This is a genomic window from Stutzerimonas sp. NM35, from assembly GCF_054604355.1.
The window spans coordinates 4,131,346-4,156,467 of sequence record NZ_CM137728.1 but is presented as its reverse complement, the minus strand read 5'-3'; the positions used below and the strand labels follow the sequence as shown (position 1 = coordinate 4,156,467).

The 25,122-nt window shown below is 61.4% G+C and carries 30 protein-coding genes; 21 read left to right on the top strand and 9 right to left on the bottom strand.

Going from position 1 to position 25,122, the window contains the following annotated elements; genetic code table 11:
• Window position 1: 1 nt before the first annotated feature.
• Entirely contained in the window at window positions 2–241 is a 240-nt protein-coding gene (locus ACYCFC_RS19215) for a helix-turn-helix domain-containing protein (RefSeq protein ID WP_459652618.1), read from the bottom strand.
• Window positions 238–483 carry a helix-turn-helix domain-containing protein gene (locus tag ACYCFC_RS19210; RefSeq protein WP_459652617.1) on the bottom strand — a complete coding sequence of 82 codons (246 nt, stop codon included), beginning with the start codon at window positions 481–483 and terminating at the stop codon, window positions 238–240. The genes ACYCFC_RS19215 and ACYCFC_RS19210 overlap by 4 nt, the downstream gene beginning before the upstream one ends.
• Window positions 484–573: 90 nt before the next feature.
• On the opposite strand from ACYCFC_RS19210, the gene ACYCFC_RS19205 reads away from it, so the two are divergent.
• The 6 genes from ACYCFC_RS19205 to ACYCFC_RS19180 all read left to right on the top strand — a co-directional run bounded on the left by ACYCFC_RS19205 (window position 574) and on the right by ACYCFC_RS19180 (window position 4,910).
• A complete protein-coding gene (locus ACYCFC_RS19205) occupies window positions 574–810 on the top strand; it encodes a hypothetical protein (RefSeq protein WP_459652616.1) in 237 nt (78 codons plus the stop codon).
• Window positions 811–821: 11 nt separating this feature from the next.
• Window positions 822–3,476 (top strand): toprim domain-containing protein, encoded by a 2,655-nt coding sequence (locus tag ACYCFC_RS19200; RefSeq protein ID WP_459652615.1) that lies wholly within the window; start codon window positions 822–824, stop codon window positions 3,474–3,476.
• Between the two features lie 238 nt (window positions 3,477–3,714).
• Window positions 3,715–3,984 carry a hypothetical protein gene (locus ACYCFC_RS19195; protein ID WP_459652614.1) on the top strand — a complete coding sequence of 90 codons (270 nt, stop codon included), beginning with the start codon at window positions 3,715–3,717 and terminating at the stop codon, window positions 3,982–3,984.
• 12 nt (window positions 3,985–3,996) lie between these two features.
• On the top strand, window positions 3,997–4,350 hold the full coding sequence (locus tag ACYCFC_RS19190) for a DUF7673 family protein (RefSeq protein ID WP_459652613.1): 354 nt from the start codon (window positions 3,997–3,999) through the stop codon (window positions 4,348–4,350).
• Window positions 4,347–4,604 (top strand): hypothetical protein, encoded by a 258-nt coding sequence (locus ACYCFC_RS19185; protein ID WP_459652612.1) that lies wholly within the window; start codon window positions 4,347–4,349, stop codon window positions 4,602–4,604. Before ACYCFC_RS19190 ends, ACYCFC_RS19185 begins: the two co-directional genes overlap by 4 nt.
• Window positions 4,605–4,664: 60 nt before the next feature.
• Window positions 4,665–4,910 (top strand): hypothetical protein, encoded by a 246-nt coding sequence (locus ACYCFC_RS19180; protein WP_459652611.1) that lies wholly within the window; start codon window positions 4,665–4,667, stop codon window positions 4,908–4,910.
• Between the two features lie 45 nt (window positions 4,911–4,955).
• Here ACYCFC_RS19180 and ACYCFC_RS19175 read toward each other — a convergent pair whose 3' ends face one another.
• Entirely contained in the window at window positions 4,956–5,399 is a 444-nt protein-coding gene (locus ACYCFC_RS19175) for a hypothetical protein (protein WP_459652610.1), read from the bottom strand.
• Between the two features lie 82 nt (window positions 5,400–5,481).
• Between ACYCFC_RS19175 and ACYCFC_RS19170 the strand changes: the two genes are divergently transcribed.
• The gene (locus ACYCFC_RS19170) at window positions 5,482–5,709 is read left to right on the top strand and encodes an Arc family DNA-binding protein (protein ID WP_459652609.1); all 228 of its coding nucleotides are present in this window, start codon (window positions 5,482–5,484) and stop codon (window positions 5,707–5,709) included.
• Between the two features lie 39 nt (window positions 5,710–5,748).
• Here the strand turns inward: ACYCFC_RS19170 and ACYCFC_RS19165 are convergent, their stop codons facing one another.
• Window positions 5,749–7,080 carry an IS4 family transposase gene (locus ACYCFC_RS19165; protein WP_459652377.1) on the bottom strand — a complete coding sequence of 444 codons (1,332 nt, stop codon included), beginning with the start codon at window positions 7,078–7,080 and terminating at the stop codon, window positions 5,749–5,751.
• 690 nt (window positions 7,081–7,770) lie between these two features.
• A complete protein-coding gene (locus ACYCFC_RS19160) occupies window positions 7,771–8,034 on the bottom strand; it encodes an ogr/Delta-like zinc finger family protein (RefSeq protein WP_459652608.1) in 264 nt (87 codons plus the stop codon).
• 291 nt (window positions 8,035–8,325) lie between these two features.
• On the opposite strand from ACYCFC_RS19160, the gene ACYCFC_RS19155 reads away from it, so the two are divergent.
• Together ACYCFC_RS19155 and ACYCFC_RS19150 are read left to right on the top strand one after the other, a co-directional pair.
• The gene (locus ACYCFC_RS19155; protein ID WP_459652607.1) at window positions 8,326–8,499 is read left to right on the top strand and encodes a hypothetical protein; all 174 of its coding nucleotides are present in this window, start codon (window positions 8,326–8,328) and stop codon (window positions 8,497–8,499) included.
• 14 nt (window positions 8,500–8,513) lie between these two features.
• A complete protein-coding gene (locus tag ACYCFC_RS19150) occupies window positions 8,514–9,143 on the top strand; it encodes a GNAT family N-acetyltransferase (RefSeq protein WP_459652606.1) in 630 nt (209 codons plus the stop codon).
• Window positions 9,144–9,148: 5 nt separating this feature from the next.
• Here the strand turns inward: ACYCFC_RS19150 and ACYCFC_RS19145 are convergent, their stop codons facing one another.
• Together ACYCFC_RS19145 and ACYCFC_RS19140 are read right to left on the bottom strand one after the other, a co-directional pair.
• The gene (locus ACYCFC_RS19145; RefSeq protein WP_459652605.1) at window positions 9,149–10,009 is read right to left on the bottom strand and encodes a phage portal protein; all 861 of its coding nucleotides are present in this window, start codon (window positions 10,007–10,009) and stop codon (window positions 9,149–9,151) included.
• Complete coding sequence (locus ACYCFC_RS19140; RefSeq protein ID WP_459654031.1) at window positions 9,921–11,309, bottom strand: phage terminase large subunit family protein; 1,389 nt, start codon at window positions 11,307–11,309, stop codon at window positions 9,921–9,923. Before ACYCFC_RS19140 ends, ACYCFC_RS19145 begins: the two co-directional genes overlap by 89 nt.
• Before the next feature lie 57 nt (window positions 11,310–11,366).
• On the opposite strand from ACYCFC_RS19140, the gene ACYCFC_RS19135 reads away from it, so the two are divergent.
• The 10 genes from ACYCFC_RS19135 (at window position 11,367) to ACYCFC_RS19090 (ending at window position 20,495) form a co-directional block, all read left to right on the top strand.
• On the top strand, window positions 11,367–13,034 hold the full coding sequence (locus ACYCFC_RS19135; RefSeq protein ID WP_459652604.1) for a phage tail tape measure protein: 1,668 nt from the start codon (window positions 11,367–11,369) through the stop codon (window positions 13,032–13,034).
• Window positions 13,031–13,348 carry a DUF2590 family protein gene (locus ACYCFC_RS19130; protein WP_459652603.1) on the top strand — a complete coding sequence of 106 codons (318 nt, stop codon included), beginning with the start codon at window positions 13,031–13,033 and terminating at the stop codon, window positions 13,346–13,348. The genes ACYCFC_RS19135 and ACYCFC_RS19130 overlap by 4 nt, the downstream gene beginning before the upstream one ends.
• Window positions 13,345–14,517, top strand: coding sequence for a baseplate J/gp47 family protein (locus tag ACYCFC_RS19125; RefSeq protein WP_459652602.1), 1,173 nt, complete (start codon window positions 13,345–13,347; stop codon window positions 14,515–14,517). The genes ACYCFC_RS19130 and ACYCFC_RS19125 overlap by 4 nt, the downstream gene beginning before the upstream one ends.
• A gap of 111 nt (window positions 14,518–14,628) precedes the next feature.
• Window positions 14,629–15,156: a phage tail protein gene (locus tag ACYCFC_RS19120; RefSeq protein WP_459652601.1), complete on the top strand. Its 528-nt coding sequence runs from the start codon at window positions 14,629–14,631 to the stop codon at window positions 15,154–15,156.
• Window positions 15,157–15,165: 9 nt separating this feature from the next.
• Entirely contained in the window at window positions 15,166–16,704 is a 1,539-nt protein-coding gene (locus ACYCFC_RS19115) for a phage tail-collar fiber domain-containing protein (RefSeq protein WP_459652600.1), read from the top strand.
• A 9-nt stretch (window positions 16,705–16,713) separates the two neighbouring features.
• Window positions 16,714–17,424 (top strand): DUF4376 domain-containing protein, encoded by a 711-nt coding sequence (locus ACYCFC_RS19110; protein WP_459652599.1) that lies wholly within the window; start codon window positions 16,714–16,716, stop codon window positions 17,422–17,424.
• Window positions 17,421–18,344 (top strand): hypothetical protein, encoded by a 924-nt coding sequence (locus ACYCFC_RS19105; protein ID WP_459652598.1) that lies wholly within the window; start codon window positions 17,421–17,423, stop codon window positions 18,342–18,344. The genes ACYCFC_RS19110 and ACYCFC_RS19105 overlap by 4 nt, the downstream gene beginning before the upstream one ends.
• The gene (locus tag ACYCFC_RS19100; protein WP_459652597.1) at window positions 18,341–18,859 is read left to right on the top strand and encodes a baseplate complex protein; all 519 of its coding nucleotides are present in this window, start codon (window positions 18,341–18,343) and stop codon (window positions 18,857–18,859) included. The genes ACYCFC_RS19105 and ACYCFC_RS19100 overlap by 4 nt, the downstream gene beginning before the upstream one ends.
• Window positions 18,859–19,569 carry a hypothetical protein gene (locus tag ACYCFC_RS19095; protein WP_459652596.1) on the top strand — a complete coding sequence of 237 codons (711 nt, stop codon included), beginning with the start codon at window positions 18,859–18,861 and terminating at the stop codon, window positions 19,567–19,569. The genes ACYCFC_RS19100 and ACYCFC_RS19095 overlap by 1 nt, the downstream gene beginning before the upstream one ends.
• On the top strand, window positions 19,542–20,495 hold the full coding sequence (locus tag ACYCFC_RS19090) for a hypothetical protein (protein ID WP_459652595.1): 954 nt from the start codon (window positions 19,542–19,544) through the stop codon (window positions 20,493–20,495). Before ACYCFC_RS19095 ends, ACYCFC_RS19090 begins: the two co-directional genes overlap by 28 nt.
• Window positions 20,496–20,532: 37 nt before the next feature.
• Here the strand turns inward: ACYCFC_RS19090 and ACYCFC_RS19085 are convergent, their stop codons facing one another.
• Entirely contained in the window at window positions 20,533–20,940 is a 408-nt protein-coding gene (locus tag ACYCFC_RS19085; RefSeq protein ID WP_459652594.1) for a type II toxin-antitoxin system HicB family antitoxin, read from the bottom strand.
• A 33-nt stretch (window positions 20,941–20,973) separates the two neighbouring features.
• Complete coding sequence (locus tag ACYCFC_RS19080; protein ID WP_459652593.1) at window positions 20,974–21,156, bottom strand: type II toxin-antitoxin system HicA family toxin; 183 nt, start codon at window positions 21,154–21,156, stop codon at window positions 20,974–20,976.
• Between the two features lie 706 nt (window positions 21,157–21,862).
• On the opposite strand from ACYCFC_RS19080, the gene ACYCFC_RS19075 reads away from it, so the two are divergent.
• Window positions 21,863–23,653, top strand: a complete 1,791-nt coding sequence (locus ACYCFC_RS19075) for an SLC13 family permease (protein ID WP_181082876.1) — start codon at window positions 21,863–21,865, stop codon at window positions 23,651–23,653.
• An 83-nt stretch (window positions 23,654–23,736) separates the two neighbouring features.
• Complete coding sequence (locus ACYCFC_RS19070) at window positions 23,737–25,014, top strand: bifunctional O-acetylhomoserine aminocarboxypropyltransferase/cysteine synthase (RefSeq protein ID WP_459652592.1); 1,278 nt, start codon at window positions 23,737–23,739, stop codon at window positions 25,012–25,014.
• Window positions 25,015–25,122: the final 108 nt, after the last annotated feature.

The following is a 25,122-nucleotide window of genomic DNA, read 5'->3' as shown; positions in this document are numbered from 1 at the left end:
GCTAAAGGGGACTGATCTGTTCAGGCGCATCCTTCACGTCGCCTGTCAGGATCCAGAGTGCGTACTTTCGATAACGCGGATGGCTGGCGATCTTCTGGATAGACAGGAGGCTGACCTCCCGGCGCAGGTCGGCTTCGTATTTCTTCAGGTTGCTGAGCGATAGACCTACCTCACTGCACAACACCGCCTGAGTAACTTTCTCGCGCGCTCGAACGGCCTTGAGGCGCTCTGCGAGCGTCATGGCTGCACCGGGCTTATCTGGCCGCATTCGGGGGCCGTTTCATCAGTGACCAGCCACAGCGCATATTTCTTGAAGCGAGCGTTTTTGGTGATCTTCAGCAGTTCCGTCGAGCTTACCGATGCGCTACGGCCGTATTCGTACCCCTTCCACGTTGTCAGGTTGATTCCTGCGATCTCGCAGATTTCCTGCTGCGTGAGTCGTTCGTTCAGCCTCACTTCCTTGAGCTTCTTCCCCAGATCCATCCTCACCCCTTGACCTTTGGTATGTGTACATATACTTTTAGTGTGTGAACGCACACTTTGAGCACCAATAAACACACTGAGGTTAACAGAATGCAGATCGCAATCGACACGCCCTACGTGACCGTGGGGGAGTACGCCCGCCGTTCCGGACAATCAGGAAGTGCCATCCGGAGAGAGATCGAGGCCGGCCGCTATGTCATCCGACCGAAGGAAGAAGGTTCGAAGTCGGCCGTGCTTATCAACATGGTGCACATGGCCCTGGAAGCAGCCGAGCAGGCCGAGCGCGTGCGCCAGGCGAGCGAGACCAACCGCTCAGCTCAGTGCTAAAGGGCTCTCTCATGAAGTTCGAGGAGATTTACCACCGGGATGTCGTGCACGCCCTTGAGCACGACCGGGAGCTGGATTTCGAGTCCATCACCGATGCCTACCTGCAGAAGGGCCTGTGCCCTAGCTGCGGCAAACGCAAGCTGTTCATCAGCCGGAAGAAGCCCTTCCAGCTCAAGTGCAACCGCGACAACGAGTGCCAGTTCGAGCAGAAGACGCGTGAGCGCTACGCCCACCTTTTCGAGAACCTGAGCGAGCGCTTCCCCAAGACAGAGACGAACCCCAACGCCACTGCCGATGCTTACCTGCAGCGCAACCGCGGCTTCGACACCAGCAAGCTGAAGGGCTGGTACACCCAGGCCCGGCGCAAGCTGAAAAACGGCGAATGGGCGGACACGGTGCGCTTCCCGCTGTGCGACGGCTACTGGGAGCGGATCATCGACGCCACGGCCGTGGCCGCCAACGAGGGCGACAAGGCTGGCATCAAGTACGGCATGAACTACAAGGGCCAGGGTTGGGTACCGCCGGGCCAGGTCATCAACAAGGGCGACCGGGTATACATCACCGAGGGGATCTTCCACGCCATCGCGCTGCACCTGGCCGGCTACAAGGCGATCGCATCCATCAGCTGCGTCAACTTCCCGTGGGACATCGTCGAGGAGAACCGCAGCAAGCTGATCACCTGGTGCATAGGCCTGGACGATGACCCGGCCGGGCGCAAGTACATCCCCAAGTACCTCAAGCAGTTGAAGGAGCTGAACGAGATCGGCTGGGTGGCGCTCGCCGGTGAGCGTGACTGGGACGACATATACCGAGACGGCGACCTGAACGAGGCCTTTCTTGAGGAGGCCTGCTACCGAGGCAGGCTGTTCACCGCCAAATCACCGATGAAAGTGGCCTACCTGCTCTACATGAAGGGCAAGCGCGGCTTCTTCATGCTGGAGTACAGCAATCGCCTGTACTCGGCCCGCGTGAACGTCGGCGAACTGCAGAAAGATTTGGATGGCGACGAGGTGGACGGGCACTACCCGGACTTCACCAAGCACACCTCTGTAACCCAGGTGGCCAACTGCGTACCGGAGTTCGAGTACATCCAGCGCGACGCCATTACCGGTGATCAGCAGTACTTCTTCCAGTTCCGTTTCCCCAACGCCCAGCAGGATTGCAAGGTCCCGCTGGCCCCAAGCGCCGTGGGCGAGCCACGCTCGTTCGCCAAGGCCATGCTCGAGCGCACGCCAGGTGGCGACTTCCAAGGCGGCGAGCGCGTGCTGGCCATGCTGCGCAGCCGCTGGCTGGAGAACGCCATGACCGTGCGCACCCTGCCCTTCGTCGGCTATGACGAGGAAACCGGCACCTACGTGTTCCAGCAGTTCGGCTATCAGAAGGGGCGCGAGTACCCGGCCAACAAGCATGGCTTCCTGGACGTCGGCCGCGGCGGTCTGAAGACCTCGCTGAACAGCTTCCGCGTGGTACATGGGCAGAACTTCAAGCCGGATTGGTTTGCCGATTTTCTGGCGGTCAACCACCTGAACGGATTGGGTGCGCTGAGCTGGTGGACCGGCTGCCTGTACGTGCAGCAGATCCGGCAGCGCCAGGGCAGCTGGCCATTTTTCGAGTTCACCGGCGAGGCCGGGGCGGGCAAGTCGTTCCTGCTGCGTTTTCTCTGGTGCCTGGTAGGCCGGCCCAACCAAGAAGGCGTGAAGCCCAACAGTGAGGGCTCCACCAGTGTGGGCCTGATCCGAGCGTTCTCCCAGGTGAGCAACCTGCCGGTGGTGTTGATCGAGTCAGACACCCAGACCATCGACGCTCAGGGCCGGGTGGTGGTGAACCAGTACAACTGGGAAAAGGTGAAGCCGTTGTATGACCACAACGCCACGCTGCGCACAGTGGGCGTGAAGTCCTCAAGCAACGACACCGACAGCCTGATTTTCCGCGGTGGCCTGTGCATATCGCAGAACGCCAGCGTCGAGGGGCATGAGGCGATCATGACGCGGATCGTGCACATGCACGCCACCAAGGACCACCACACGCCAGCGCTGAAGGCGGTATCCATCCGACTGAAAGATCGGCCAGTGGAGGAGTTGGCCGGCTACCTGCGCCACTGTCTGGAGAACGAAGCGGCTTGGCTGCAGCGTTATTTCGAGGCATTCCCCATCTACGAGAAGCGCTTGCAGGAGAACAGCGCCATCCGGCACCCACGCATTGCGCATTGCCATGCCCAGATGATGGCTGCCGCCAAGGCTACCCAGTTATTTTTCCCGGACTGGAGCGATCGCACCCTGGACCAGCTACACAAGCACATCGAGGCCAGGGCGGTAGACCGCCAACAGCGCGTGAGCAAAGAAGACACCATCGCCTCACGCTTCTGGCAGATCTTCCACTACCTGAACGAGCGGGTGGTGGTGGAGCAAAAATCCGGCGAGGAGCCGCGCGAGATCATCCAGGAGACGCTGAACCACAGCGGCGACAAAGGGCTGATCGCAGTCAACATCGAGCACTTCCACAACGCCTGCCGCCTCGCCGGGCAAGAGGTGATTCCCGCCGTACAGCTGATGCGCGCCCTGCCGCTCAGTACCACCTACCGCTTCCTGGAGAACCGCAAGGTCCGCTCGGTCATTGAAAGGCGTTCCCTCAACTGCTGGGTGTTTGCTCGGGGGAACTGGTCGTGATCAGTCGTATGCGTCAGGTGGGCGTGTGTGTGCGTATAGGACGGATTGGCTGCCGGTGTGTGTGGCCCTGCTTGGTCCGGAACATCCGGAACAATGAAATTATAGAAAAAGAAACTCTTATAAATCATATAGATAGGACTAAAAACCTGTTCCGCCACAACCGGAACACGGTGGAACACGCCGGAACAACCTGTTCCACCATGTTCCGGAAATGTTCCGGTAACGCGCCGCCGAACTGGTGGAGCTGCCGACCGAAGACACCCCCGGTGAGATGTGCTTGGCCGGCGTTGGCCTGGCCCTGCTGCTCAAGCGCCTGCAGGCGCTGGACCGCCCGTGCCGTGCCCTGCTGCTGGCCATGGCCTGCCTGGCCAACCCGACCCAAGCCCAGTGGCTGCAAGCCGAGATCGGCCTGCACGTTGGCCAACTGACCGCCGCCGACCTTGGGCCTGAAGTGTTCCAGGTACTGGTCGGCCTGCTGGCCACCTTTCACACCAACCCGAGCAACTGAAGGAGCAACACGATGGCGACATCAATCCCCGAAGCGATGACCCAAGCACTGGCCTACCAGCAGCGCCGGCCCGCGATCGAAACCGCTGGCGTGCAGGCGCTGCATCGACTGACCCCAATCGCGCTGGGCTACACCGGCCAGAGCCGGGTAGTCGGGCGCTTCCTGCTGGGCCTGTACAACGGTTACGACTTCCCTTTTGAGCTGCACGACCTGCGCAGCCTGGACCTGCCGGTATTCGAGGACTGCCTGAAGGTGCTGATGATGGATTTCAGCCCCGAGCTGGAAGTGCATGAACGCATCGAGAACGGCGACAGGATCTTCGACCAGTTGATGGCCAAGTGGGCGCCGGAGGTAGCCGTGCAATGAGGCTGACCTACTGCGCCAACGGTGTGAACGGCCACATTGATCTGCCGAGCGTATGCGTCGAGGTGATGACCGCTGAATCGCTGGCCGAGCTGGCCGCAAGCTGCCACTGGCGCGACCTCCACCCGCACGCGCTGCCAGGCGAGCTGACGCGGATTCACCTGCAGGACCTGGACGGAAAGGAGTTGGGGATGTTCGAAGTGCGGCGCGAGATGCGCCCGGTATTCACGGCCAGCGCCCTACCCGGGCGGGGCTGAAAAGAGGGTGTCGAGGAGCTGCAACTCCCCGACACCAACCACCAGCAAAGGAGCAACACGATGCAAGCGACACACCCAAGCGGTAGCGCAACAAAGGCTACCACAGCACCCCGTCACCTGCTGGCGACGGCCATCGTCGGCGAAGCCCTGATCGGCTACCAGGTGCAGAAAACACCCGCCGCCCGTGCGCGGCTGGAAAGCGTCACCGACATGGCCAAGCGCCTCGGTGACCTGACCGAAGCTGACGCCGCCGTGGTGGCCCAGCTGCTCGCCAAACCCTGCGCCGCTGCGCCTACTTTGAACTGAGGTGAATCCATGCACGACATAGCCGCATCGCTCACGCCAGCTGACTCAGTTGTAACCCTTCACAGGCTTCTCAGCCTTGGTCTTGAGCGCTCTGATGGCGGTGAATTCAGCTTTGAAGTGCTCAAGCCTGAGCAGTACTTCGCTGATATCGACATTCACATATCGCTCCCTGAACACGTCATCAGAAACGCGATAAACGATTGCGCCACTCCCGCCAGGGACCTTGCCCTGCAGCGCCTCGCGGAGCGCAAGGTAGTGCTCCTCCAGTTCTGCCAACCGCTTTTCGATCAACAGCTTTTTGTAAATCGCCATCCATACCCCCGAGGTGTTCCTATGTCCGTAAGCACTCAATCTGCCACAAACCAAGCGACCTTCCATGACCAGCTGGAACATCTGTTTGAAGTGGCTGTGGCACTTGATCACCAGCTGATTGATCTGCGCTTCGCCCTGGAAAAAGCATCCGAGAGCGAAAGCCTCGCGATTGTTCATGGCCAGTTGCTAGCAGCGCAAGCAATCCTCAAACAAGCGTGCGCCTCGTTCTCAGACTGTCCCGACCAAGGAGAACGGAACCATGGCTAACTCCCGCACCGCTGACAAATTCGTCGTCCGCCTACCCGATGGCTTGCGTGGTCGCATCTTCGACGTATCTGCCCGCAACAACCGCAGCATGAACAGCGAGATCGTCCACCGCTTGGAGCGCTCGATCGCCGTCGAGGTAGAGCTGGATCACCAGAAGGACCTGGTGCGGATCCTCGCTGCCCGGCTCGACGAGATGGAGGCTGTTCACAAATCGGAGTGAGATTTAGCGGCTAAAGAAAGGGGCTTCGGCTAATGCCAGTCAGTTAAGCTGACTGGCATTTTTATTTCTGGTCGGATACTTGGACGGCTTGGGTTTGACCGCTCGCGGATAACTGCGATCCTCACGACGATGAGGTAGGACGTAGTGCATGGCTGAGGCCTGTAGTTCAGCCAGGTAGCGAGGGATGTTGCCTGGATGATTCAAAGAGACCCCGTTCAAGAAGCCCAGAATCGCCCAGGTGCAAGCGGTGAAACTCATTTCGCAGGGGTAGATGCCAGGGCAGTGGCGACTCATTTCCAGCATTTGATAACGCAGCAGGTTGTACCCCAGTAGTACGCCCCACAGTTCTTGTTCAATCATCTCCGGCGTTTTACTACGCAGTGTGTAGTGACCCGCGAGCATGCCTTGCTTCATTTCTCGATAGCCCAGTTCGATTTCCCAACGCTGGCTGTACAGATCCACGATTTCGTCTGGAGGGAAGCGCAGAGGATCGATCATTGAGGTCAGTACCTGCCGCACTTTGCCCTTGATGGTCTTGCTTAATAACCGAGCCTGTAGCGTGTCTGGCAGGTCGGGCCATTGTTTACGCGCCTGCGGCGAGGTCTTTAGTGAGACGATGGCATCGTGGCGCCCTAACTTACGCAGCACCTCGTATTGAGCATCCTTTCGCAGCGGCAGTAACCAATGGCGCTGAGTGCCTGTCTGTTGCCAGCGATGAAGTAACCCCAGTGAATAGAAGCCACGGTCGAACAAGGTCAGCGAGTGATCGGGTGTGCTGTCGATCAGTTGTTCGGCCAGTTTCATCTCGTTGCTGTGGTAGCCGGCAAAAGCACTATTCACCAGCATGTGGCTGGTCAGCTCCATCTGGCAGACCATGCGAACTTGGGGATAGCCGGTATCGCCATGCTGATTACTGGCGCTGCCATAGTGCTTGCGGTTGTCGGCCGTATCCGGTGTGCGCCAGACCACGCCATCGACACTGAGCAGGCGCAAACCGGCCCAAGTGGGGTGATTGGCGCTGGCATGCCAGCGTTGTTGAGTCAGGGAAAAGACCTCTCGCACCGCAGCGCTGCCCAAACGCTGGCGACCTTGCACGATTGCACTGGGTGCTACCAATGGCTTCTGCCCAGGCAGCATGATGCCCATACGGCTCGCGGCATCCCAGGCCGACATCCGGCGAAACAACGCCATGGCGATCACGCACCAGATCATGGCTTCAAGAGGGAGACGTCGCTTACGCAGGGTCGCCACTCCCGCCGTTTCCAGTGCGGTGCTAACTAGGTCTGGATCAAGCAGCGCCCCTAGTTCGTCAAGGGAGTAAGTAGCAGATGCCACTTCGTGAGTCAGTGCCAAAGCGCGGGAAAGTCGCATAAAAAATCCGATGCTCAAAACAAGCATCGGATTTTCGTTTCAGCGCGCAGAAGGTCAAGCTGTAGCGCTTAACTGACTGGCATTAGGGCTTCGGCCCCTTTTTTATTGCCGGAGAAAAGTTTCTCAAGTCCAACTATCCGAATTCGCATCACTATATCGAAGTTGTGTTATTGCAATTCCGAATGAATAACACCCGCCACAACCACATATATACAAAATCCCAAATGCACTTTTATACATTTGTGCTTTTGTACTCTATCCGCCTGCAGCCCTTGCCATAGCAGGCACTTACAGACTCACTAGCCGAATACCTCTTACAAATCTTGAAAATCAAGCAAGGCCAGTCGTGGCGCTCGTTTCCGAGCTTGGGAAATGAATCACACCGGATTTTCGATATAGTGTTTTTATACCGTTTCAATTCCCAACTGAGGGAATTACAAAGTGCTTGACGCCATGAATTTGATATCAGTAAAGTCCGCCCCGACACCAACAACAGGACGGAGTTTTTTATATGTGCAGCACAACTGATACAGCATGCCCTCTGCGCCAAAGTTTTGAGGACAGCCGTAACTCAAATGCGCTATACGTCGAAATTATTGCGTCCGGAGTGCATTTCTCCGAACGGGCCAGGGCGGGCCTGTTTGAGATGGGAATGGGGCAATTACGGCAGTTTGATACCGCCGCGAAGGTTCAGCTGATCGAGGGCAACGCGCCGAGTTGATCAAACAGCTCCCGCTGCTGGGTACGGGAGAGGTCTCGCAAGCGGTCGAAAAGCAGCCGATCGACCGCTTGAGCCGAGGGGCTGAGAGTGTGGGAAAAGGTGAGATTGGTTACCCAGGTGTGGCCGCAGCGCGGGTCCAGGCAGAGGCAGTAGAGACGGGTGAACTCCTGAGACAGCCGGTCGCTCGAAGCGATACGCCCTTTGCCACTACATTCCTTGCAGATAACCAGCATTCTCCCCTCCCAAGGAACCTGATCAGGAACCAATTCTGCCACAACATGTAGCACCTTGCTCCCCACTCACATACAAGATGTGCTTTCTAGTGGGTAAAATTAAAGCTGCACTGACAGATGCTCTACTCCCCTAAAGTCAAGGAAATATTTGTCCTATATGTACTCAAGGTGATGGTTGCTTGATATCATTCTCCCGAGACGCAATTCTTAGCCTGTGGTGTTCGTTTCGTTTCCCTTGCTCCTCGCGATGAGGTCGTGACACAGGCTCCACCATGGAAAGGGTGTTTTGAAATGGCGATTAAGAGTGAAACCTTCAGCCGCGTACAGCTGACTGAAAAGGACGCTGCGCGTTTCGTCCAGCACATCAAAGAAGATGCGCCCAACCCAAAGGCCAAGGCTTCCTATCGCCGTGGTCGCGATCTTCTTGCCCAAGTGTTCGGCAACCAGCCTGCACGCGCGCACTGAGCCCGCCGTCAGCCATGCAGCACGGCACCGACTATCTCATCGAAAAACTGGATCGCGGCCACCAGCTCAGCCGTTTCTCCCTTGGAGACGAGCCTGAGCTACGCCCGTTGAAGTCTTTTCTTCAGAGGCAGGCTCTGAATTACCAGAACGCAAACGTTGCGGTGACCTATGTGGCTGTCCTGAAGCCTACGGACGAAGCTCCGCAAAGAAAGGTAATCGGGTACGTCACGTTGACGTGCAGCGAGGTTGAACTGGGGGAAACCTACTACCTGGACGACTGTGAGCACGCCAACCGATTCTCTAGCATGCCGGCAATGAAGGTCGCTCGCCTGGCTCGACATGTTAGTTACAAAGGGCACCGCATCGGCGAAACGCTGATGGATTTCGCCATAGCCTTGGCGGCAGATCAGATCGGCCAGAGTGTGGGCTGTCGCTTTCTTGTAACAGATGCTAAGCGCCGCTCGGTCAATTTCTATGAAGGCCTGGGCTTCACGACACTGGCTACTGACGACAACCAAGAGCGCTCGGAGCCAGTGATGTTCTTGGACTTGAATAAGATCCACGGAGACGTGGCTTGTGATGATCTTGACGCAGCACTGAAGAGTACTGCCTTGGACTTCGGTCCGGCACAAGCCGTCTCCTAGCCTGATCACGCCGCTCCGGCCGGCACCTCCCGCCAGGCAATGCGCCGATCCGCTCGCAGCACCTCGTTGATCTGGTCAAACAGCTGGCAGATCGGGCGGATCTCGTTGGCGGTGTAAACGCGATCGATCTTCTCAATGTCGCCGAAGCCCGCGCTGTTTTCGGGGATGATGCCGGCCAGTGCCGGGTTCATGCGCCAGGCGGCGATGACGTCGTTGCGGGTGATGTTCTTCACCTTTTCCAGCTCGTCCTTGGCTTGGAAGTCGCCCACCGGAATGATCTGGATGGCCTTCTCTGCGCCGCCGGGGATGTTGACGAACATCGAGCGGAAGTTGCCCACGCCCTTGCTTGCGCTGATCTGCGCCTGCAGCTCCTCCTCGTCTTCATCGCTCAGGTTCGGGTCGTTGGTGTAGAAAATGTACCCAGCGTGCGCGCCGTTGCTGTAGTAGCGCCGGCGGAACAGGGTCGCGGCCTCGTTGAGCAACAGCGCCTGCAGCCCGCCCAGGTAGTCGGGCACGCCGTAGATGTCCTGTTCGACGTCGTAATCCATCACGTGCTCGATCTCGTCCTGGTCGAACTCGATTTCCTGCCCGTTGGGCTGGAGCATCACGTAGCCGCCGTCGACCTTGATTCGCATGTTGATGGCGGGCAGGTGATCGAGCTGCAGCACCTGCCCCATCAGGTTGAACTGGCGAAGGAAGTACGCCTCGCCAAATACCATGAAGTCGAGCCCGGCCCGGCCCATGGTGCGCGTGCTGCAGCCCTCGGACGGGATGAACTCACGCAGCAGCATGTTGCGTTTGAACTTGGGGATGGCCCCGTGGTGCGCGTTGGCGCGCAACAGCTTGGCCAGGCCAACGCGGGACACGGGCGGCTTGTACAGGCGACCGTCGTCGCTGGCGAACACGCCCAGGTACTGCCCGATGTTGTCGCTGAGCACCGCTTCGGGTGCTCCGAACGTGAAGGCCCGCGTGGGCTGTCGTTCCTGTTGGTGCTGCTTTGCTGGTCGTCGCTTGGCCATGGGTACCCTGCATTGCATAGCGGCTGCGCCGCCGCTTGTTGGTGTTGAGAGGTTCGTGGGCCAGGGCATGCATGATTGCCCAGGCGATGTCGGCGTGGCCGGTGGCATCGGTGCGCGAGGCGCTGTAGGTGATCTGCCCGCTGTTGGTGGTGCCACGCTTGATGGTCAGGAAGGCCGCGGCGATGTCGTTCCAGCCGGCGTCCCACTCGATCCGGCTGCCGGTGATGGTGTCCTGGGCTTTGAGCACCAGGGCGTTCTTCGCCTCGAGGCTGTAGTGAATGGGCGTGGCGCGCGGGTAGAAGTCGCGCACCAGATCGAACACGCCATAGCCGACGCCAGTGATGTCGATGCCGATGTGCTGGACGTTGAAACGTTCGGTGAGCTTTTTGACCTGCGCCGCCTGGTGGGTGAACGAGGTGCCCCGCCAGCTGTGCTTCTCCAGGATGCGGAACTTTCCGCCCTGCTCCAGGGGTGGCGCCACGACAACGCAGGTAGCGTCGTCGCGGGTACGGCTGGGGTCGTAGCCGAGCCAGACGGGGCTGTTGCCGAAGGGGCGATCATCGTCGGGGTCGTAGTCCGTCCACAGGGCGATATCGGAGTAGCAGCGTTCAAGATCGCCCAGGGCGAAGGCACTCATCGTGCTGTCGATGAATTTGCACATGTAGAGCTGTGCGAAGCGCTCTTCGTCGTTTTCCAGCTTGAGGCGATCGATGTCGAACAGGTCGCAGCCGCCGGCCACGGCATCTTCGATGGTGATGACCTTGCGCCACTGACCATCCGGACAGAGCGCGCCGGCGTGGATGGCCGCGTCGCTGGGCCACTGCTGGCCGAGCTTCTTGCCGCGCTTGCTGTTGCGGAACTCCTCGCCAGTCCAGAACGGGTAGGCCTGATGGGTGACGGCGCTGGGCGTGGAAAAGTAGGTTTTGCGCCACTTTTTGTGGGTGGCCATCGCGCCGGCGAGACTGTTCAGCTTCTCGAAGTCGCGGATCCAGAAGTACTCATCGATGTAGACGTGCCCATGGTGGCCTTGGGCGGTACTGCTGTTGGTGCTGAGGAAGCGCAATTCGGCCCATGGCTTGCCGTCGCGGCTGAGCACGATGGGGTTGCCGGTGAGCTGGATGCCGAACCACTCGGCAGCGAAGGCAATGATGTAGCTACGGAAGATCTCCGACTGCGCCCGGCTGGCCGAGAGGAACAGGCCTTCGTGGCGTCTGCGTACAGCATCGAGGGCGCCATCAAGGGCCTGACCGGCTCGCAGCTGGCGACCTTCACCAACACCAGCAACCTGCTGGCCAAGGCCACCAAGGGCGATGCGGCGACGATGAGTGCCTACCTGGGCACCATGTACAACACGTTCAAAGGCCAGGCCGATGCCATGGGCAAAAGCGCATGGGTCGAGCAGCTGGGCGGCCAGACAGCGCTGGCAGTGAAGCTATTCCGCACCAGTGGTGCGCAGATCGGCGAGGCCTTCAAGGGCGCCGGCGGGCTGGCGACCACGGCTGGCGTGGATCTGGCTGAACAGATGGCCATCCTCGGCACGCTGAGCAGCACGATGGATGGCGGCGCTGCCGGCGGGGCCTACAAGGCCTTCTTCGAGAACGTCAGCGGTGCGTCGGAAAAGCTCGGCATGAGCTTCGTGGACCAGCAGGGCAAGCTGCTGCCGATGATGGACATCCTGGACAAGCTCCAGGGCAAGTTCGGTGACCTGTCGATCGAGGCCAACGGCAAGGCGCTGCGCGATGCCTTTGGCGGCGAAGCGGCGCGGCTGATCACCACCCTGATGGGCGATACCGGGCGGTTGGCCAATGGCATGGAGCAGCTGGGCAAGGTGCGCGGCCTGGAGACCGCCGAGCAGATGGCCAAGGCCATGGTGGACCCGTGGCAGCAGTTCGGGGCTGCGGTGCAGGCACTGCGGATTGCCTTCGGGCAGGCACTGATTCCGCTGCTGACGCCTCTGATGGAGCGGATGACGGGCATTGCCAGCACGTTGACGCGCTGGACTACCCTCTTTCCAAACATCACCAGGATAGTAGGCGTTCTGACACTCGTGGTTTTCGGCCTTATTGCGGGCCTGGCCACGCTGACCGCCCTGGTAGCCATGGCCAAGATGGTCTGGTTGCCGCTGATAACCGTCTGGAAGTTGGCGACGCTGATCGGATGGAAGAGCGTCGGCATGTTCCTGATGCACGTGGCCAGCATCGGTGCGTTCGTCATCGGCCTGGCCTCAATGCTGCTGTGGATGGGCCTGGTTAAAGGCGCCATGCTGCTGTGGCAGGCCGCGATCTGGCTTACCAACGGTGCATTGTGGGCCAACCCGGTGACGTGGATCGTGGTCGGCATCATCGCGCTGGTGGCCGCTGTGGCTGCGGCCATCTACTGGTGGGACGACTGGACGGCAGCGCTGATGAACACTGCGGCGTTCCAGTGGATCAGCGAGCAGTTCGCAGCCCTGACCGGCTGGTTCGACTCAATGGGCGGCTGGGCCGGCATGGCCAAGGCGGCATGGGATGGCATCGTCACGATCTTCCACAACGCGATCAACGGCCTGATCGCCATGCTGAACAAGATCCCCGGCATCAACATCGATGCGCAGTTCGGCGCCATGCCGGAGATGCCCGGCACCAGTGCGGCCATGTCCGCCGTGGAGCAAGCGGAACGCGCCCAGAAGGCCCAAGCCACCATCAACAACGCCATCCCCAGCCTTTCGCCGCAGCGAGCCACCGCAGTGCCGCCGGGCGGGCTGCTGACCAGCATTCAGAACACCAATAACCAGAACCGTGGCAACCGCGTGGAAAAGGTCGAGATCCACACGGGCAAGGCCATGAGCCCGCTTGAGCTGGAAAACATGCTGAGCATGGCGGTGGGCGGATGAGCGAGTACATCGACCTGCTGATCGCCGACAACGACCTGGTGCTGGACCTGTCCCGCCAACCGCTGCTGGTGGACGACCGCGCAAGCATCGCCCAGGACATCGCCCACATGATTCGCGACAGCGGCCTGCTGGTGACGCTGGTAGCCGAGCGCGACCGGCTGCGCCAACGCGATTGCATCCAGCAGATGGAGCTGCTGGTGGAGGCCGACGAACGCCTGGTACCCGGTACCGCACTGATCACCCAGGTGGAGCCAGGCCAGTACCTGGTCACCGCCAAGACCCTGAAATTCGGCAGTATCGAGGTGACCCTTTGAGTGACGTGGATTTCAAGCAAGCGCTGATGGATGCGGGCATCCCTACCACCGAGGCGGGCCTGCGCCAAGCGTGGGAAAGTGAGGTAACCGCCCAGGGCAGCAAGCTGAGCAACACCAGCGCCTATTCGCCGTTCTGGCGTGTCATCACCGCTCTGGTGACCAAGCCCGTGCTGTGGCTGATCACCTTTATCAGCGGAACGGTGCTGCCGAACTTCTTTGTAAAAACCGCCGTCGGCGCCTGGCTGGACATGCTGGCCTGGGCCGTGAACGTCGAGCGCAAGGGCGCGACAAAAGCACAGGGCGTGCTGTTGTTCAGTCGCCTGGAAGCAGGCGGCGCGCTGGAGTTGCCCGCCGGCACGGTGGTGCAGTCAGCATCGATCAACGGCCACATCTACCAGTTGGTGACGACCGCAGCCGGCACCTTCACCGATGGGCTGATGCAGCTGGAAATCCCCGTGGAAGCGGTGGACGTGGGCAGCGGCTATAACCTTGCACCGGGCTACTACGCCATCCTGCCGCAGCCAGTACCGGGCATCGCTTCTGTGGTGAACAACGACGGCTGGCTGGCTTCGCCGGGCGCCGATCCGGAACCTGACGACGAGCTGCGCCTGCGGGTGCGTAACCAATTCTCAGCGGTAAACCAGTGGCACACCGATGCGGTGTACCGCGCCATGATCGCCGCCTTCCCGGGCGTGCGGCCCGATGGCGTGTACTTCGAGCACGGCGCCCCGCGCGGCCCAGGCAGCGCCAATGCCTTCGTGCTGTTCGAGGCTGACGTACCGGGCGAGACGTACCTGGAGCAGATCAACGCGCACATTCGCGACAGCGGCAACCATGGCCATGGTGATGACCTGCTGGTGATGGTGATGCCGGAAACCCTGCACGCCATCAGCCTGACGCTCTGGCCCCGTCCAACCCTGACCGCTGAACAGCGCGAGACGCTGCGCGATGAAGTGGAGCTGTTTGTGCGATCGGCGTTTCGCGAGAGCACGCCACGTGATTTCCAGCCGACTTTGACGTACCCACAGTCGCGCTTTTCATTCAGCAGGCTGGGCGAGGAGCTGCATCAGCAGTTCCCTGGCGTCGAGTCGTTGAAGTTTGCCAATGCGGACATTGTGTCCGAGCTGAGCATCCCGCGTATCCAGAGCCTGGAGGTGGTGAATGCTTGAGGTAGGAAAGACGGCGACCGGCGAAAACCAATGGGGAGGGGCGTCCGTCCGGCCGACCGCCACTGGCAATGACCGGCCTGTAGCAGCGAAGTTCCCATGCGAGGCGCGCCCATGATCAAGCTCGACCTGCCCTTCTGGCTCGCCGGTACCGAGCTGACCAAGCTGAAGGCTGCCGCCACATCCTGGTGGGCAAAGGTGGAAGGCTGGCTGCGCTGGCCGCTGCTGCAGATGGACCCGGACACCTGCCATCTGACCATCCTGGATCTGCTGGCGTGGCAGCGGGACATCACCCGCTTCAAGGACGAACCCGAAACGCTGTACCGGCTGCGCGTGAAGCACGCCTTCGTCAATGCGGTGGACGCCGGCACCGTGGCGGGGATGAAGCGGATCCTGCAGCGCCTGGGCGTCGGTTACGTGGAGATCGAGGAGCGTCTGCCTGACCGGGACTGGGACGTGGTGCTGCTGCGCCTGACCGACTCCCAGATGGACAACAACAACAGCGAGCTGATGCGCGTGCTAATCCAGCAGTACGGTCGCACCTGTCGCCGATATGACATCGTAACGATCACAGCCCTGCCCGTGGGCGTGATGACCGTGCATTTCAACGACGACCAGCAAACGCTGGTCGCCAGACTGTAGGAGAACCCCATGGGGGCAACGATCACCATTGCCGGTGAAGACCTGATCGCGCAAAAACAGGCTGCTCAACAACCGCTGAACATCACCCGCTTCATCTTCGCCAATGTGGCCGGCCAAAATCCAAACACGCCGATCGATCGCGCTGCAAAAATGCCGATGTATGCGAATATCGTCCATGAATACACGATTCCGACCGAGAACCGTGGCTATGTTAACCCTAGCCAGGTGGTCTACAGCGCTCAGATCGGCAGCGACGTCGGCGACTGGAATTTCAACTGGATCGGCCTGGTAACCGCCGAGGGCGTGCTGTTCGCCGTGGCCACCATCCCACTACAGCAGAAGCTCCGAAACATCCCACCGCTCCAGGTCGGCAACAACATAACCCGCAACTTTCTAGTGGCATTCGACGGTGCCCAGGCGCTGACTGGGATCACCATCGACGCTAGCACCTGGCAGCACGACTTCACCGTGCGCCTGGCCGGCATCGACGAACGCGAGCGTCTGAGTAATCGCGACATCTACGGTCGCGCCTGCTTCTTCGGCAACTCGCTGCAGTTGGAGAAAGTGGGCTCGGGGTATCAACTCAAGCCGGGCACGGCCTATGTGGAAGGCATGCGCCTGCAGCTGGATGCCGCGCATCCCGTGATGCAGCCGCCATTCCCTTGCCGCGCCATGCTGGATGTGGCCCTAAACCGCGAACTGAACGACGTGGTGGCGTCGTGGCGTCTGGCCTACGTGGCCGAAGAAGCCGGAAATCAGGAATACACCGACGGCGCCGGTTTCCGTCATCACCACATTGCCATCGCGGATCTGCCCAACAGCAGTACTATCATCGACAGGCGCACGGTGGAGCCAGTCAGCAGCCCGCTGGTGGGCATGATCGCCTTCCGCAACGGCGACTATATGGGCCTGCGCGCACGCGCCACAACGAAAGATGATGTCGGCCTGGGCAACCTGCCAAACGCCAAGAGCGATGACCCCGCCAGCAACAGCAGCAATATCCTGGCGACCACCGCCGCGCTCAATTTCGTCATGGGTCAGTCGGTGCGCTCGCTGGAGGGCATGGTAGCGACCTTTGCCCGAAACACTCCGCCGACCGGATGGCTTAAAGCCAACGGCGCGGCAGTCAGCCGCACAACCTACGCTGCGTTGTTCGCAGCGATCGGCACCACCTTCGGCGATGGCGATGGCAGCACGACGTTCACCCTGCCGGACCTGCGCGGCGAGTTCGTCCGCGGCTGGGATGATGCCCGAGGAATCGACGCAGGGCGCGCCTTCGGTACGTTCCAAGAGGGGCAGAACGCCTCCCACAGCCACACGGGACGCGCCAGCACGGGTGGCAGCCACAGCCACTCATACACCGATTACCGGACCGCTCCCTCTACAAGTGGGGCGGGCGCGGGAACAGGCAGCGGCTTCACAACGCAAGCACTGGCTAGCACAACTCAATCAGCCGGCTCGCACTCGCACTCGGTGACTATCGACGAAAGCGGCGGTACTGAAGCGCGTCCGCGCAACATCGCCTTGCTGGCCTGTATCAAATTCTGAGGTTCTATCATGGCAACCAAAACCGTCTACCAGACCGATGCCCTGGGCATCTTCACCGGTACAACAACAGCCGACCCGTGCCCGATCGAACCTGACGTTTGGCTGATCCCGGGCGGCTGCATCGAGGTAGCCCCGCCGGCCCCTGGCGAGCATCAAGTTCCGCGATGGGATGGCCAGCGCTGGCAGTTGATCAGCTGTTACCGGGGACTGACCGCCTACAACACCAGCACCGGCCAGCCGCTGGTGATAGAGCGCACCGGCGCGCTCCCGGCCGGCCACACTCTGAGCGTTCCCGAGCTTGGGCAGGAATGGCGCAACGGCGAATGGGTCGACGAGATCCCTGCCACCCTGGTGCGCAGGCATGCCGAGAAATACCAGGTAATCAACACCGCGTGCGAGGCGGCAATTACCGGCCGCTTCTGGTCGCAGGCCCTGGGCGAGCCCCATCGCTACAGCAGCCAGCTGGACGACCAGCTGAACCTGACCGGCGCGGTGCTTCGCGGCCTCGACATGCCCTACGCCTGCCGCGACGAGCAGGGTGTGAAGGAATTCCGCCCGCACACCGCCGAACAGCTACGCCAGGTGGGCGACGACTTCACGCTTTACAAGCTGCAGCTGCTGCAGCGCGCCGACGCACTGAAAAAGCAGCTGGATGCCGCCCTTGAAGCCGGCGACCTGGCCGCCCTCGAGGCGATCAGCTGGGAGGCGCCGCAGCCGTGACCTGGGCACCCGTGACCATGCGCTGGCCCGAGCAAGCCACCCAGTGGATGGCGGAGCTCGACGCGGCGAAGGATCTGGCCGGCGGCGAGCTGGCCGGCACGGCGCTGCGGCTCGCCGGGCTCGACGGGCTCGCCACCACCAATCCGGGACCAGTCGGAGACGCTGCCGCCGGCGTGATCGCCACTGGTCGCGCCGCGCTGGGCAGCCAACTGGGCGAAGCTCCGGCCTGCCTGACGGTAACGCCGTTCCAGAGCGGCATCGGCCAAGGCCGGGGCCACCAGCGCTTTCTGTCGGCACCGAACCTGCTGCAGCATCTCGCCGCGAAGTTGCTCGACCAATCCGACCAGGGCAAACCCAGCGGCCCCCAGTTCGCCCTGGTGGTGCTGTTCCTGGCCACCCGCTACGACCAACTGGCCGAAACCCTGGCGCGCTTCAATGCGCTGCTGCCGGTACCGGACCTGGTGCGCGCCGAACGGCGTGCGCGGCACCTGTCGCGCCTGGAAAGCGAAAAGTGGGAAATCCCCGCTGCCGGCCCGCTACCCCGCTGGGGCGCCCTGCCCTTGGAGCGCTGCACAATCACCAAGGCCGCCAAACAGTCCATGGCTGGCCAGTTGGCCGTACTGGAGAGCTATGCCGCCGACAGCTCGCCGATGGCCGACCTCGCCGCGCTGGCCGGGCGCAAGGCCAGCCAGCAGCAAGGCCGCGACCAGCAGCTGGCGGACCTGAAGGCGCTGCTGGCCAACAGCGCCGCCGACACAACCATGCGCGCCCGGCTGATCGGCCCTGGTGATGCCAGCGAACTGCGCCGGCAGCTGCTCGAGGGCGATGCCCCAGGCCATGAATGGGTATTGAGCGCGGGCCTGCTGCTGGTGGGCTCGCTGGATGGTTTGAGCTTTGTACGGGAGCTGGTAGGGCTATGACGCTGCTGCTCGACGGTGAAAAGGTGCAGGGCAAGGGCATGAAGGTCACGGCCAACCTGCGCATCGAAAGTGACGATCTGTCCGGACAGACGAGCAACAGCACGGCAGCGCACAAGGGCTTCAAGCCGAAGACGTTGACCGTCTCGTTGCTGATCCCCTTCGTTAACCAGGTGCAGCTGCGCAACCTGATGCGCCTGGCCGAAGCCACCGCTGGCGGTGGACAGCTAAAAACCTACCGCATCGTCAACGACACCGCCGCAGCATTCGGCGTGCGCCAAGTGCAATTCACCGACGGAGTCAGCGCGCGTGAAGACGATACGCTGGCCGCGTGGCGCGTGCAGTTCACCCTGGCGGAGAAACTGTCCAACCCCGAACGTGTAGAACAGCGGCGAACAGCCAATGCCGTCACCAGCCAGTCCGCACCAGGGCAAGCCGTTGCCGCTGGCGAAGAGAGCAGCGAGGAACTCACCGGCTTCGAGGCCACCCTGAAAAAACTGGATAACTGGCTGGCCTGATGAGCATGAAACTGCACAAGGTGCTGACCATCGGCGGCATCCCCTACCCGCTGGTGAAGGATGAAGTGCGACTGGAGCTGAAAAGCCCAGGCCGCGCCTCTTTCACCATCCAGGCCGACGCCCCGGTGAAGGGGCTGGTGACGCTCGACATCGGCTACAACGAAGGCACGCTGCAGCGCCACTTCATCGGCTACGTGGAGCGCTGCACCGCAGCCAACAGCGTGCAGCAGGTGCTGCTGTGCCGTGAGCTGGCGGCGATCCTGGCAAACCCGATGCCGATGAACCTGCGCCACGTCGACCTGACGGCGGTGCTCGCCGCCACCAGCGAGAAAACCGGGCTGCGGTTCCGCGTGCCCGATCGGCCCTATGCAAAGGTGAAGACGCCCTTCTTCTACAGCCTGGCCGCCGGGTACCAGGCCATGGACAGCCTGGCCCGCGTGTTCAGCATCCCCGACTTCATCTGGCAGCAGCAGGGCGACGGCGAGCTGTTCGCCGGCAGCTGGGCGGACAGCTTCTTCGGTGCTCGAGCACCACTGCAGTTGCCGGTCGAATTGTTCGACGGCTACCAGGGCAACCAGAGCGCCATGATCGCAGCCCTGCCCGGTCTGCGCCCTGGCGCATCGATCAACCAGGGCGAGCGAATCACCAGCGTCATGCTTGCCGACAACAAGATGGCCATCAAATGGACGACGCAATCCGCCGCAGCGTAGAGCGGCAATATCCCGAGCTGACCGGCGGCTACCACCTGCCCCGCTTCGGTCGCGTGGTGGCGGTACCGGATGCGCCGGCGGCGCCCGGCCTGTGCGATGACTTCCGCCCGCGCTTCGCCGTGGATATTGAGGTGCTGCTCCCCGACGGCGAGCCCGATCCGGATCTGCCGATTCTTTCCAGCGTGCCGCTGCCGGTACCGAACGGCGGGCAGGAAGCCGGCTTCTTCGGCTTCCCCGAGGAAGGCACCACCGTGGTCGTGTGCTTCGCCTACGGCCTGCCCCACAAGCCATTCATCCAGACCGTGCTGCCCCATGGGCTGAGCCTGCCGCGCGTGCCCAAGGGCGACCAGGTATGGCAGCACAGCGAGGCCTGCCAGCAGCGCGTGGACGCCGACGGCAACTGGCTGCGCCAGACGGATGGCAAGATCGAGGACAAGGCGATTCAACGCCAGATCGCAGCTCTGGAGAACGCCGAGCACTACCAGGGCAGCGTGATCGAGGTCGACGACCACAGCACCGAAACGGTGGGCGGCATCAAGAAAGTGGAAGCCCTGGGCGCGCTCAAGCTGCTGTCAGGCGGATCCGCCAGCCTGGCCGCCGTAGACGATCTGCACCAGGCCACCGGGCGGGATCTCAACCTGGTGGTCGGCCAGAAGCTCAACGCCACAATCGGCGGCGACATGCAGGAGCACATCCAGGGCATCCGCCGCAGCGTGGCGCCACAGACGTGGCTGGGTTCTCAGTCGATCAACGTCCTGCAGGTTGTGTGCGATCTGCTCGACCTGGTGGAGGCGATGAACATGCAGCTGGCCAGCCACACCCATCAACCAGGGCCAACGCCAAGCCCTGGTGACGCGGCTGGATTTACCACCAAGGCCGGCACAGCGGCGGCCCTGGCCGGACAACTCAAGCCCATTACCGCATAGCAAAAACCCGCCGATTGGCGGGTTTTTTGGTGATGGATCACGCGTGCTCGAGCACTCGTAACGCCGCCTTGGCCAGAAAGCCAGAGCGGCTTTTTTGTTCCGGATGCGCTTTCACGAATTCATCGATACGGTTGATCAGGTGTCCAGGAAGAGTGATGTTCAGCTTTTCAGCCTTGCCCATATATTTGGTCACGTCGATATCGACGACAGCCCAGGTGCAGCCGGCGTAAGCCGGATTCACCGCATGCACGGTCACCTTGCTGGCCACCGGTACCGGCGCGCCATCTTCGGCAAGAATCTCCAGATGCCCTTCGATCGCTTCGCGCGCCATGGCCATCGCATCGTCCAGGTCATCGCCTGCAGAGAAGCAGCCAGGAATATCCGGTACTTCAACGCCCCAGGCGTGCTGGTCATCACCGGGCAGAATCGCAATTGGATAAAGCATATCTCGACTCCTTCGAGGGGTAGAGCACCCAGCTCAATTGAGCTGGGCTTGTTTCAGGATGCTGTTCGCTGTTTTGGCCAGTAGATCCTTTTTGGGGTGGGGGATGGTCACCAGTCCGGGCTTCGTTGGGTGCTTGAAGTGGTGGTGACTGCCCTTAGTCCTTACCAGATACCAGCCGTCAGCTTCGATCTTCTCTATCAGCTGTCGGCTATTCACAACTCCCTTCCCTACTCGGCTCACTGTGGTGGTTATTATACCCACCAAGCCACACTAATCAACACTATAACCACCAATCAATACGATCCGCCCATTCGCGCCGAAAATCCCCGGCAGAAAAAAATTCGAGCCAAAAACGCACTGTTCCCCCTCCCGCCGACGGGCTTTGCGTGTGTTTTTAATGCAAACCGAGTGGGTGGTGAAAGGACAGGCGCAGCCCAGTAGCCACGCGGGCCTTAGCGGGTGAGCGCCAATTGCACGCTGTGAAAGGAAATGAAGAGCCGTGCAAGGCGGTACAGTTTTTGGCGTCCACATCACGTCCACACCGAGAACTGATATGCCGCACCAATAAGCCTATAACATCAGTAAAATCAGCCATATGCCATTCTTCAGCAGAAGGAAACAGTCCTTTGCTCGGGCTCATAATCCTTTGGTCCACGGTTCGAGTCCGTGTGGGCCCACCAACTCCAAAGCCGCGCATTGCGCGGCTTTTGTCTTTTTGCCGGTTGCTCAGTACCGCACCGTTACCCAGATAGCGGTTACCGGCACCGTCCAATCCTCGGCAGTAAAATTCCTTTCTGTCTCGCTAATAACCAAAACGCATATAAACATCGTTAAAGGTTTCTGGACACTCTAAGTCGAGCCCCCTATCGTGCGCACGGGCCGCCCGGCGGCCTGCTCCGTTGTCGGCACGCTAAGGAAACCCATGCTCCCTGAATCGCTGCAGCTTTATTTCGTCTGCGCCGTGCTGGTGTGGGTGCTGGTGTCTTTCGTGCGCGAGAGCTGGAGCCCGGACATCGTCGTGGCGATCGCGGTGGCGGTGCTGCTCGCGGCGCAATTGCTGGCGCCAGCGGAGGTGCTGGGGGTGCTGTCGAACTCGGCGCCGGTGACCATCGCCTGCATGTTCGTGATTTCCGCAGCACTGGAGCGCACCGGCTGCATCGATGCGCTGGGCAACTGGCTGGGCGATCTGGTGGGCACCAGCCCGACTCGCGTACTGGCTGGCCTGACCATCACTGCGCTGGTGATTTCCGCCTTTCTCAACAATACCCCGGTGGTGGCGATCCTCACGCCGGTGGCGATTTCCCTGGCCCGACGCGCTGGCACCACACCTTCCAAGCTGCTGATTCCGCTGTCCTACGCGACCATTCTTGGCGGCACGCTGACGATGATCGGCACCTCGACCAACATCCTGGTGGATGGCGTCGCGCGCAAGGCTGGATTGGCGCCCTTCGGCATGTTCGAGATCACCGCCGCCGGGGCAGTGCTTTGCGCGGTCGGCATGCTCTATATGCTGACCCTGGGCAAGCGCTTGCTACCCGAACGCGACACCCTTTCCAAGCTGCTGGGCCCGCGCCTGGATCGCACCTTCATGACCGAACTGCGGGTGCCGTCCAGCTCGCCGGTGATCGGCAAGAGCATCGCCGAGGCCAACCTCAACGGCGGCAGCGGCCTGCAGGTACTGCAGATCAATCGCGGGGCCAGCCTGTTCAGCCGCCCGGAGCATGATTTCGCGCTGCAGGCCGGCGATCTGCTGATCATTCACGGTCAGGTCAAGGATGTGGTCGAGCTGCGCGGCAGCGGCCATCTGGCCTTCAATCGCGGTGACGCCTTCGAGACCATCAGCAGCGATGACGTGACGCTGGTCGAGGCCATCGTTGGCCGCGATTCGCGCTTCAGCCACCGCCCCATGCGCGACCTCGACCTGTCGGCGCGCTATGGCATCAACGTGCTCGCCGTGCATCGTCAGGATGAGAACATCCAGGGCAATTTCGACGACTTCGAACTGCAGTTCGGCGACGTCATGCTGGTCGAAGGCTCGGCCACGCAGATCAAGCGCTTCGCCGACAACGGCGGGTTGATCAGCCTCAACACCGTGCAGGAGCGCGCCTACCGCCGCGACAAGGCACCCATCGCGATCATCATTACCATGGCGGTGATGCTGCTCGCCGCGCTGGGCGTGATGCCCATCGAGGGCTTGGCGATCATCGGCGCGGCGGTGGTGCTGGCGACGCGCTGCCTGGATGTCGAAGATGCCTACAAGGCGGTGGACTGGAAGATCCTCAGCCTGATCTTCGGCATGCTGGCGATCAGCGTGGCCATGGACAAGGTGGGACTGGTGGAGCTGATCGTCTCCAGCGTGGTCACCCTCACGCCCTGGGCCGGCCCGCTGTTCATGCTCTCGTTTCTCTATCTGTTCACTTCGGCCCTTACCGAAATGCTGTCGAACAATGCAGTGGCGGTGCTGGTCACCCCCATCGCCATCGGCCTGGCGCAGCAGATGGGCGTCGATCCGCGCGCGTTCGTGGTGGCGGTGATGTTCGCCGCCAGCGCCAGCTTTGCCACCCCCATCGGTTATCAGACCAACACCTTCGTCTATACCGCCGGCGGCTATCGCTTCACCGATTTCCTCAAGGTTGGAATTCCGCTGAATGTGCTGCTCTGGGGCGCGGCAACGCTGGTGATTCCGTGGTTCTGGCCGCTGGTCCCGGTGTAAGCAGCCGCCTTGCCGCAGATCATTGACCCTTCCGGCGATTGCTTACATGCTCGCGGCTTTTCAGACAAGAACAAGGAACGCGCATGAAACTGGAAACCCTGACCATCCATGCCGGCTACAGCCCCGATCCGACCACCAAGGCCGTGGCCGTACCCATCTATCAGACCACCTCCTACGCCTTCGACAGCACCCAGCATGGCGCCGACCTGTTCGACCTGAAGGTGCCGGGCAACATCTATACACGGATCATGAACCCGACCAACGATGTGCTGGAGCAGCGCGTCGCGGCGCTGGAAGGTGGCGTCGCGGCACTGGCGGTGGCCTCGGGCATGGCGGCGATCACCTATGCAATCCAGACCATCGCCGAAGCCGGTGACAATATCGTCTCGGTGGCCAAGCTCTACGGCGGCACCTACAACCTCTTTGCCCATACCCTGCCACGCCAGGGCATCGAGGTGCGTTTTGCCCCCCATGACGACATCGCCGCACTGGAAGCGCTGATCGACGGCAACACCAAGGCGGTGTTCTGCGAGTCCATCGGCAATCCGGCGGGCAATATCATCGACATCCAGGCCTTGGCCGATGCCGCGCACCGGCATGGCGTGCCGCTGATCGTCGACAACACCGTGGCCACGCCAATCCTCTGCCGCCCTTTCGAGCATGGCGCCGATATCGTCGTGCATTCGCTGACCAAGTACATGGGCGGCCACGGCACCAGCATCGGCGGCATCGTGGTGGATTCCGGCAAGTTCCCCTGGGCCGAGAACAGTGAACGCTTCGCGTTGCTCAACACGCCGGATGTCTCCTACCACGGCGTCAACTACAGCGAAACCTTCGGCGCAGCGGCCTTTATCGCCCGCTGCCGCGTGGTGCCGCTACGCAACATGGGTGCGGCGCTGTCACCGTTCAACGCCTTCATGATCCTCCAGGGCCTGGAAACCCTTGCATTGCGCATGGAGCGTCATTGCGAGAACGCACTGAAAGTTGCCGACTACCTGCAACAACATCCGCAGGTGGAATGGGTCCGGTACGCCGGCCTGGCGGATCATCCCGAACATGCCCTGGCGCAACGCTATACCGGCGGTCGCCCGGCGGCGATCCTGTCCTTCGGCATCAAGGGCGGCTTCGATGCCGGCGCGCGGTTCATCGACGCGCTCAATCTGGTGGTGCGCCTTGTGAACATCGGCGATGCCAAATCGCTGGCCTGTCATCCAGCCTCGACTACCCACCGCCAGCTCAACGATGAAGAGCTGCAAAAGGCTGGCGTGCCCCGTGACATGGTGCGGCTGTCCATCGGTATCGAGCATATCGACGACATTCTCGCCGACCTGTCCCAGGCGCTGGAAGCGTCCAGAGGCTGAGACCCGCGGGGCGGCGTCTCGGTCCGCCCCGCTTTTATTTGCCTCGTGCCAAGCCCGCTTGGATAATGCCCGCACTTCATGGCGGTAATCGATCCGCCAACCAAAAGG

What these genes read in the sequence shown, in the direction of transcription:
- ACYCFC_RS19205 (WP_459652616.1), top strand. Translation starts at nt 574, where the DNA reads ATGCAGATCGCAATCGACACGCCCTACGTGACCGTGGGGGAGTACGCC.
- ACYCFC_RS19150 (WP_459652606.1), top strand. Translation starts at nt 8,514, where the DNA reads ATGCAGCACGGCACCGACTATCTCATCGAAAAACTGGATCGCGGCCAC.
- ACYCFC_RS19130 (WP_459652603.1), top strand. Translation starts at nt 13,031, where the DNA reads ATGAGCGAGTACATCGACCTGCTGATCGCCGACAACGACCTGGTGCTG.
- ACYCFC_RS19175 (WP_459652610.1), bottom strand. Translation starts at nt 5,399, where the DNA reads ATGAACAATCGCGAGGCTTTCGCTCTCGGATGCTTTTTCCAGGGCGAA.
- ACYCFC_RS19115 (WP_459652600.1), top strand. Translation starts at nt 15,166, where the DNA reads ATGGGGGCAACGATCACCATTGCCGGTGAAGACCTGATCGCGCAAAAA.
- ACYCFC_RS19095 (WP_459652596.1), top strand. Translation starts at nt 18,859, where the DNA reads ATGAGCATGAAACTGCACAAGGTGCTGACCATCGGCGGCATCCCCTAC.
- ACYCFC_RS19170 (WP_459652609.1), top strand. Translation starts at nt 5,482, where the DNA reads ATGGCTAACTCCCGCACCGCTGACAAATTCGTCGTCCGCCTACCCGAT.
- ACYCFC_RS19075 (WP_181082876.1), top strand. Translation starts at nt 21,863, where the DNA reads ATGCTCCCTGAATCGCTGCAGCTTTATTTCGTCTGCGCCGTGCTGGTG.
- ACYCFC_RS19090 (WP_459652595.1), top strand. Translation starts at nt 19,542, where the DNA reads ATGGACGACGCAATCCGCCGCAGCGTAGAGCGGCAATATCCCGAGCTG.
- ACYCFC_RS19110 (WP_459652599.1), top strand. Translation starts at nt 16,714, where the DNA reads ATGGCAACCAAAACCGTCTACCAGACCGATGCCCTGGGCATCTTCACC.
- ACYCFC_RS19215 (WP_459652618.1), bottom strand. Translation starts at nt 241, where the DNA reads ATGACGCTCGCAGAGCGCCTCAAGGCCGTTCGAGCGCGCGAGAAAGTT.
- ACYCFC_RS19180 (WP_459652611.1), top strand. Translation starts at nt 4,665, where the DNA reads ATGCAAGCGACACACCCAAGCGGTAGCGCAACAAAGGCTACCACAGCA.
- ACYCFC_RS19165 (WP_459652377.1), bottom strand. Translation starts at nt 7,080, where the DNA reads ATGCGACTTTCCCGCGCTTTGGCACTGACTCACGAAGTGGCATCTGCT.
- ACYCFC_RS19085 (WP_459652594.1), bottom strand. Translation starts at nt 20,940, where the DNA reads ATGCTTTATCCAATTGCGATTCTGCCCGGTGATGACCAGCACGCCTGG.
- ACYCFC_RS19200 (WP_459652615.1), top strand. Translation starts at nt 822, where the DNA reads ATGAAGTTCGAGGAGATTTACCACCGGGATGTCGTGCACGCCCTTGAG.
- ACYCFC_RS19210 (WP_459652617.1), bottom strand. Translation starts at nt 483, where the DNA reads ATGGATCTGGGGAAGAAGCTCAAGGAAGTGAGGCTGAACGAACGACTC.
- ACYCFC_RS19070 (WP_459652592.1), top strand. Translation starts at nt 23,737, where the DNA reads ATGAAACTGGAAACCCTGACCATCCATGCCGGCTACAGCCCCGATCCG.
- ACYCFC_RS19160 (WP_459652608.1), bottom strand. Translation starts at nt 8,034, where the DNA reads ATGCTGGTTATCTGCAAGGAATGTAGTGGCAAAGGGCGTATCGCTTCG.
- ACYCFC_RS19185 (WP_459652612.1), top strand. Translation starts at nt 4,347, where the DNA reads ATGAGGCTGACCTACTGCGCCAACGGTGTGAACGGCCACATTGATCTG.
- ACYCFC_RS19120 (WP_459652601.1), top strand. Translation starts at nt 14,629, where the DNA reads ATGATCAAGCTCGACCTGCCCTTCTGGCTCGCCGGTACCGAGCTGACC.
- ACYCFC_RS19100 (WP_459652597.1), top strand. Translation starts at nt 18,341, where the DNA reads ATGACGCTGCTGCTCGACGGTGAAAAGGTGCAGGGCAAGGGCATGAAG.
- ACYCFC_RS19155 (WP_459652607.1), top strand. Translation starts at nt 8,326, where the DNA reads ATGGCGATTAAGAGTGAAACCTTCAGCCGCGTACAGCTGACTGAAAAG.
- ACYCFC_RS19190 (WP_459652613.1), top strand. Translation starts at nt 3,997, where the DNA reads ATGGCGACATCAATCCCCGAAGCGATGACCCAAGCACTGGCCTACCAG.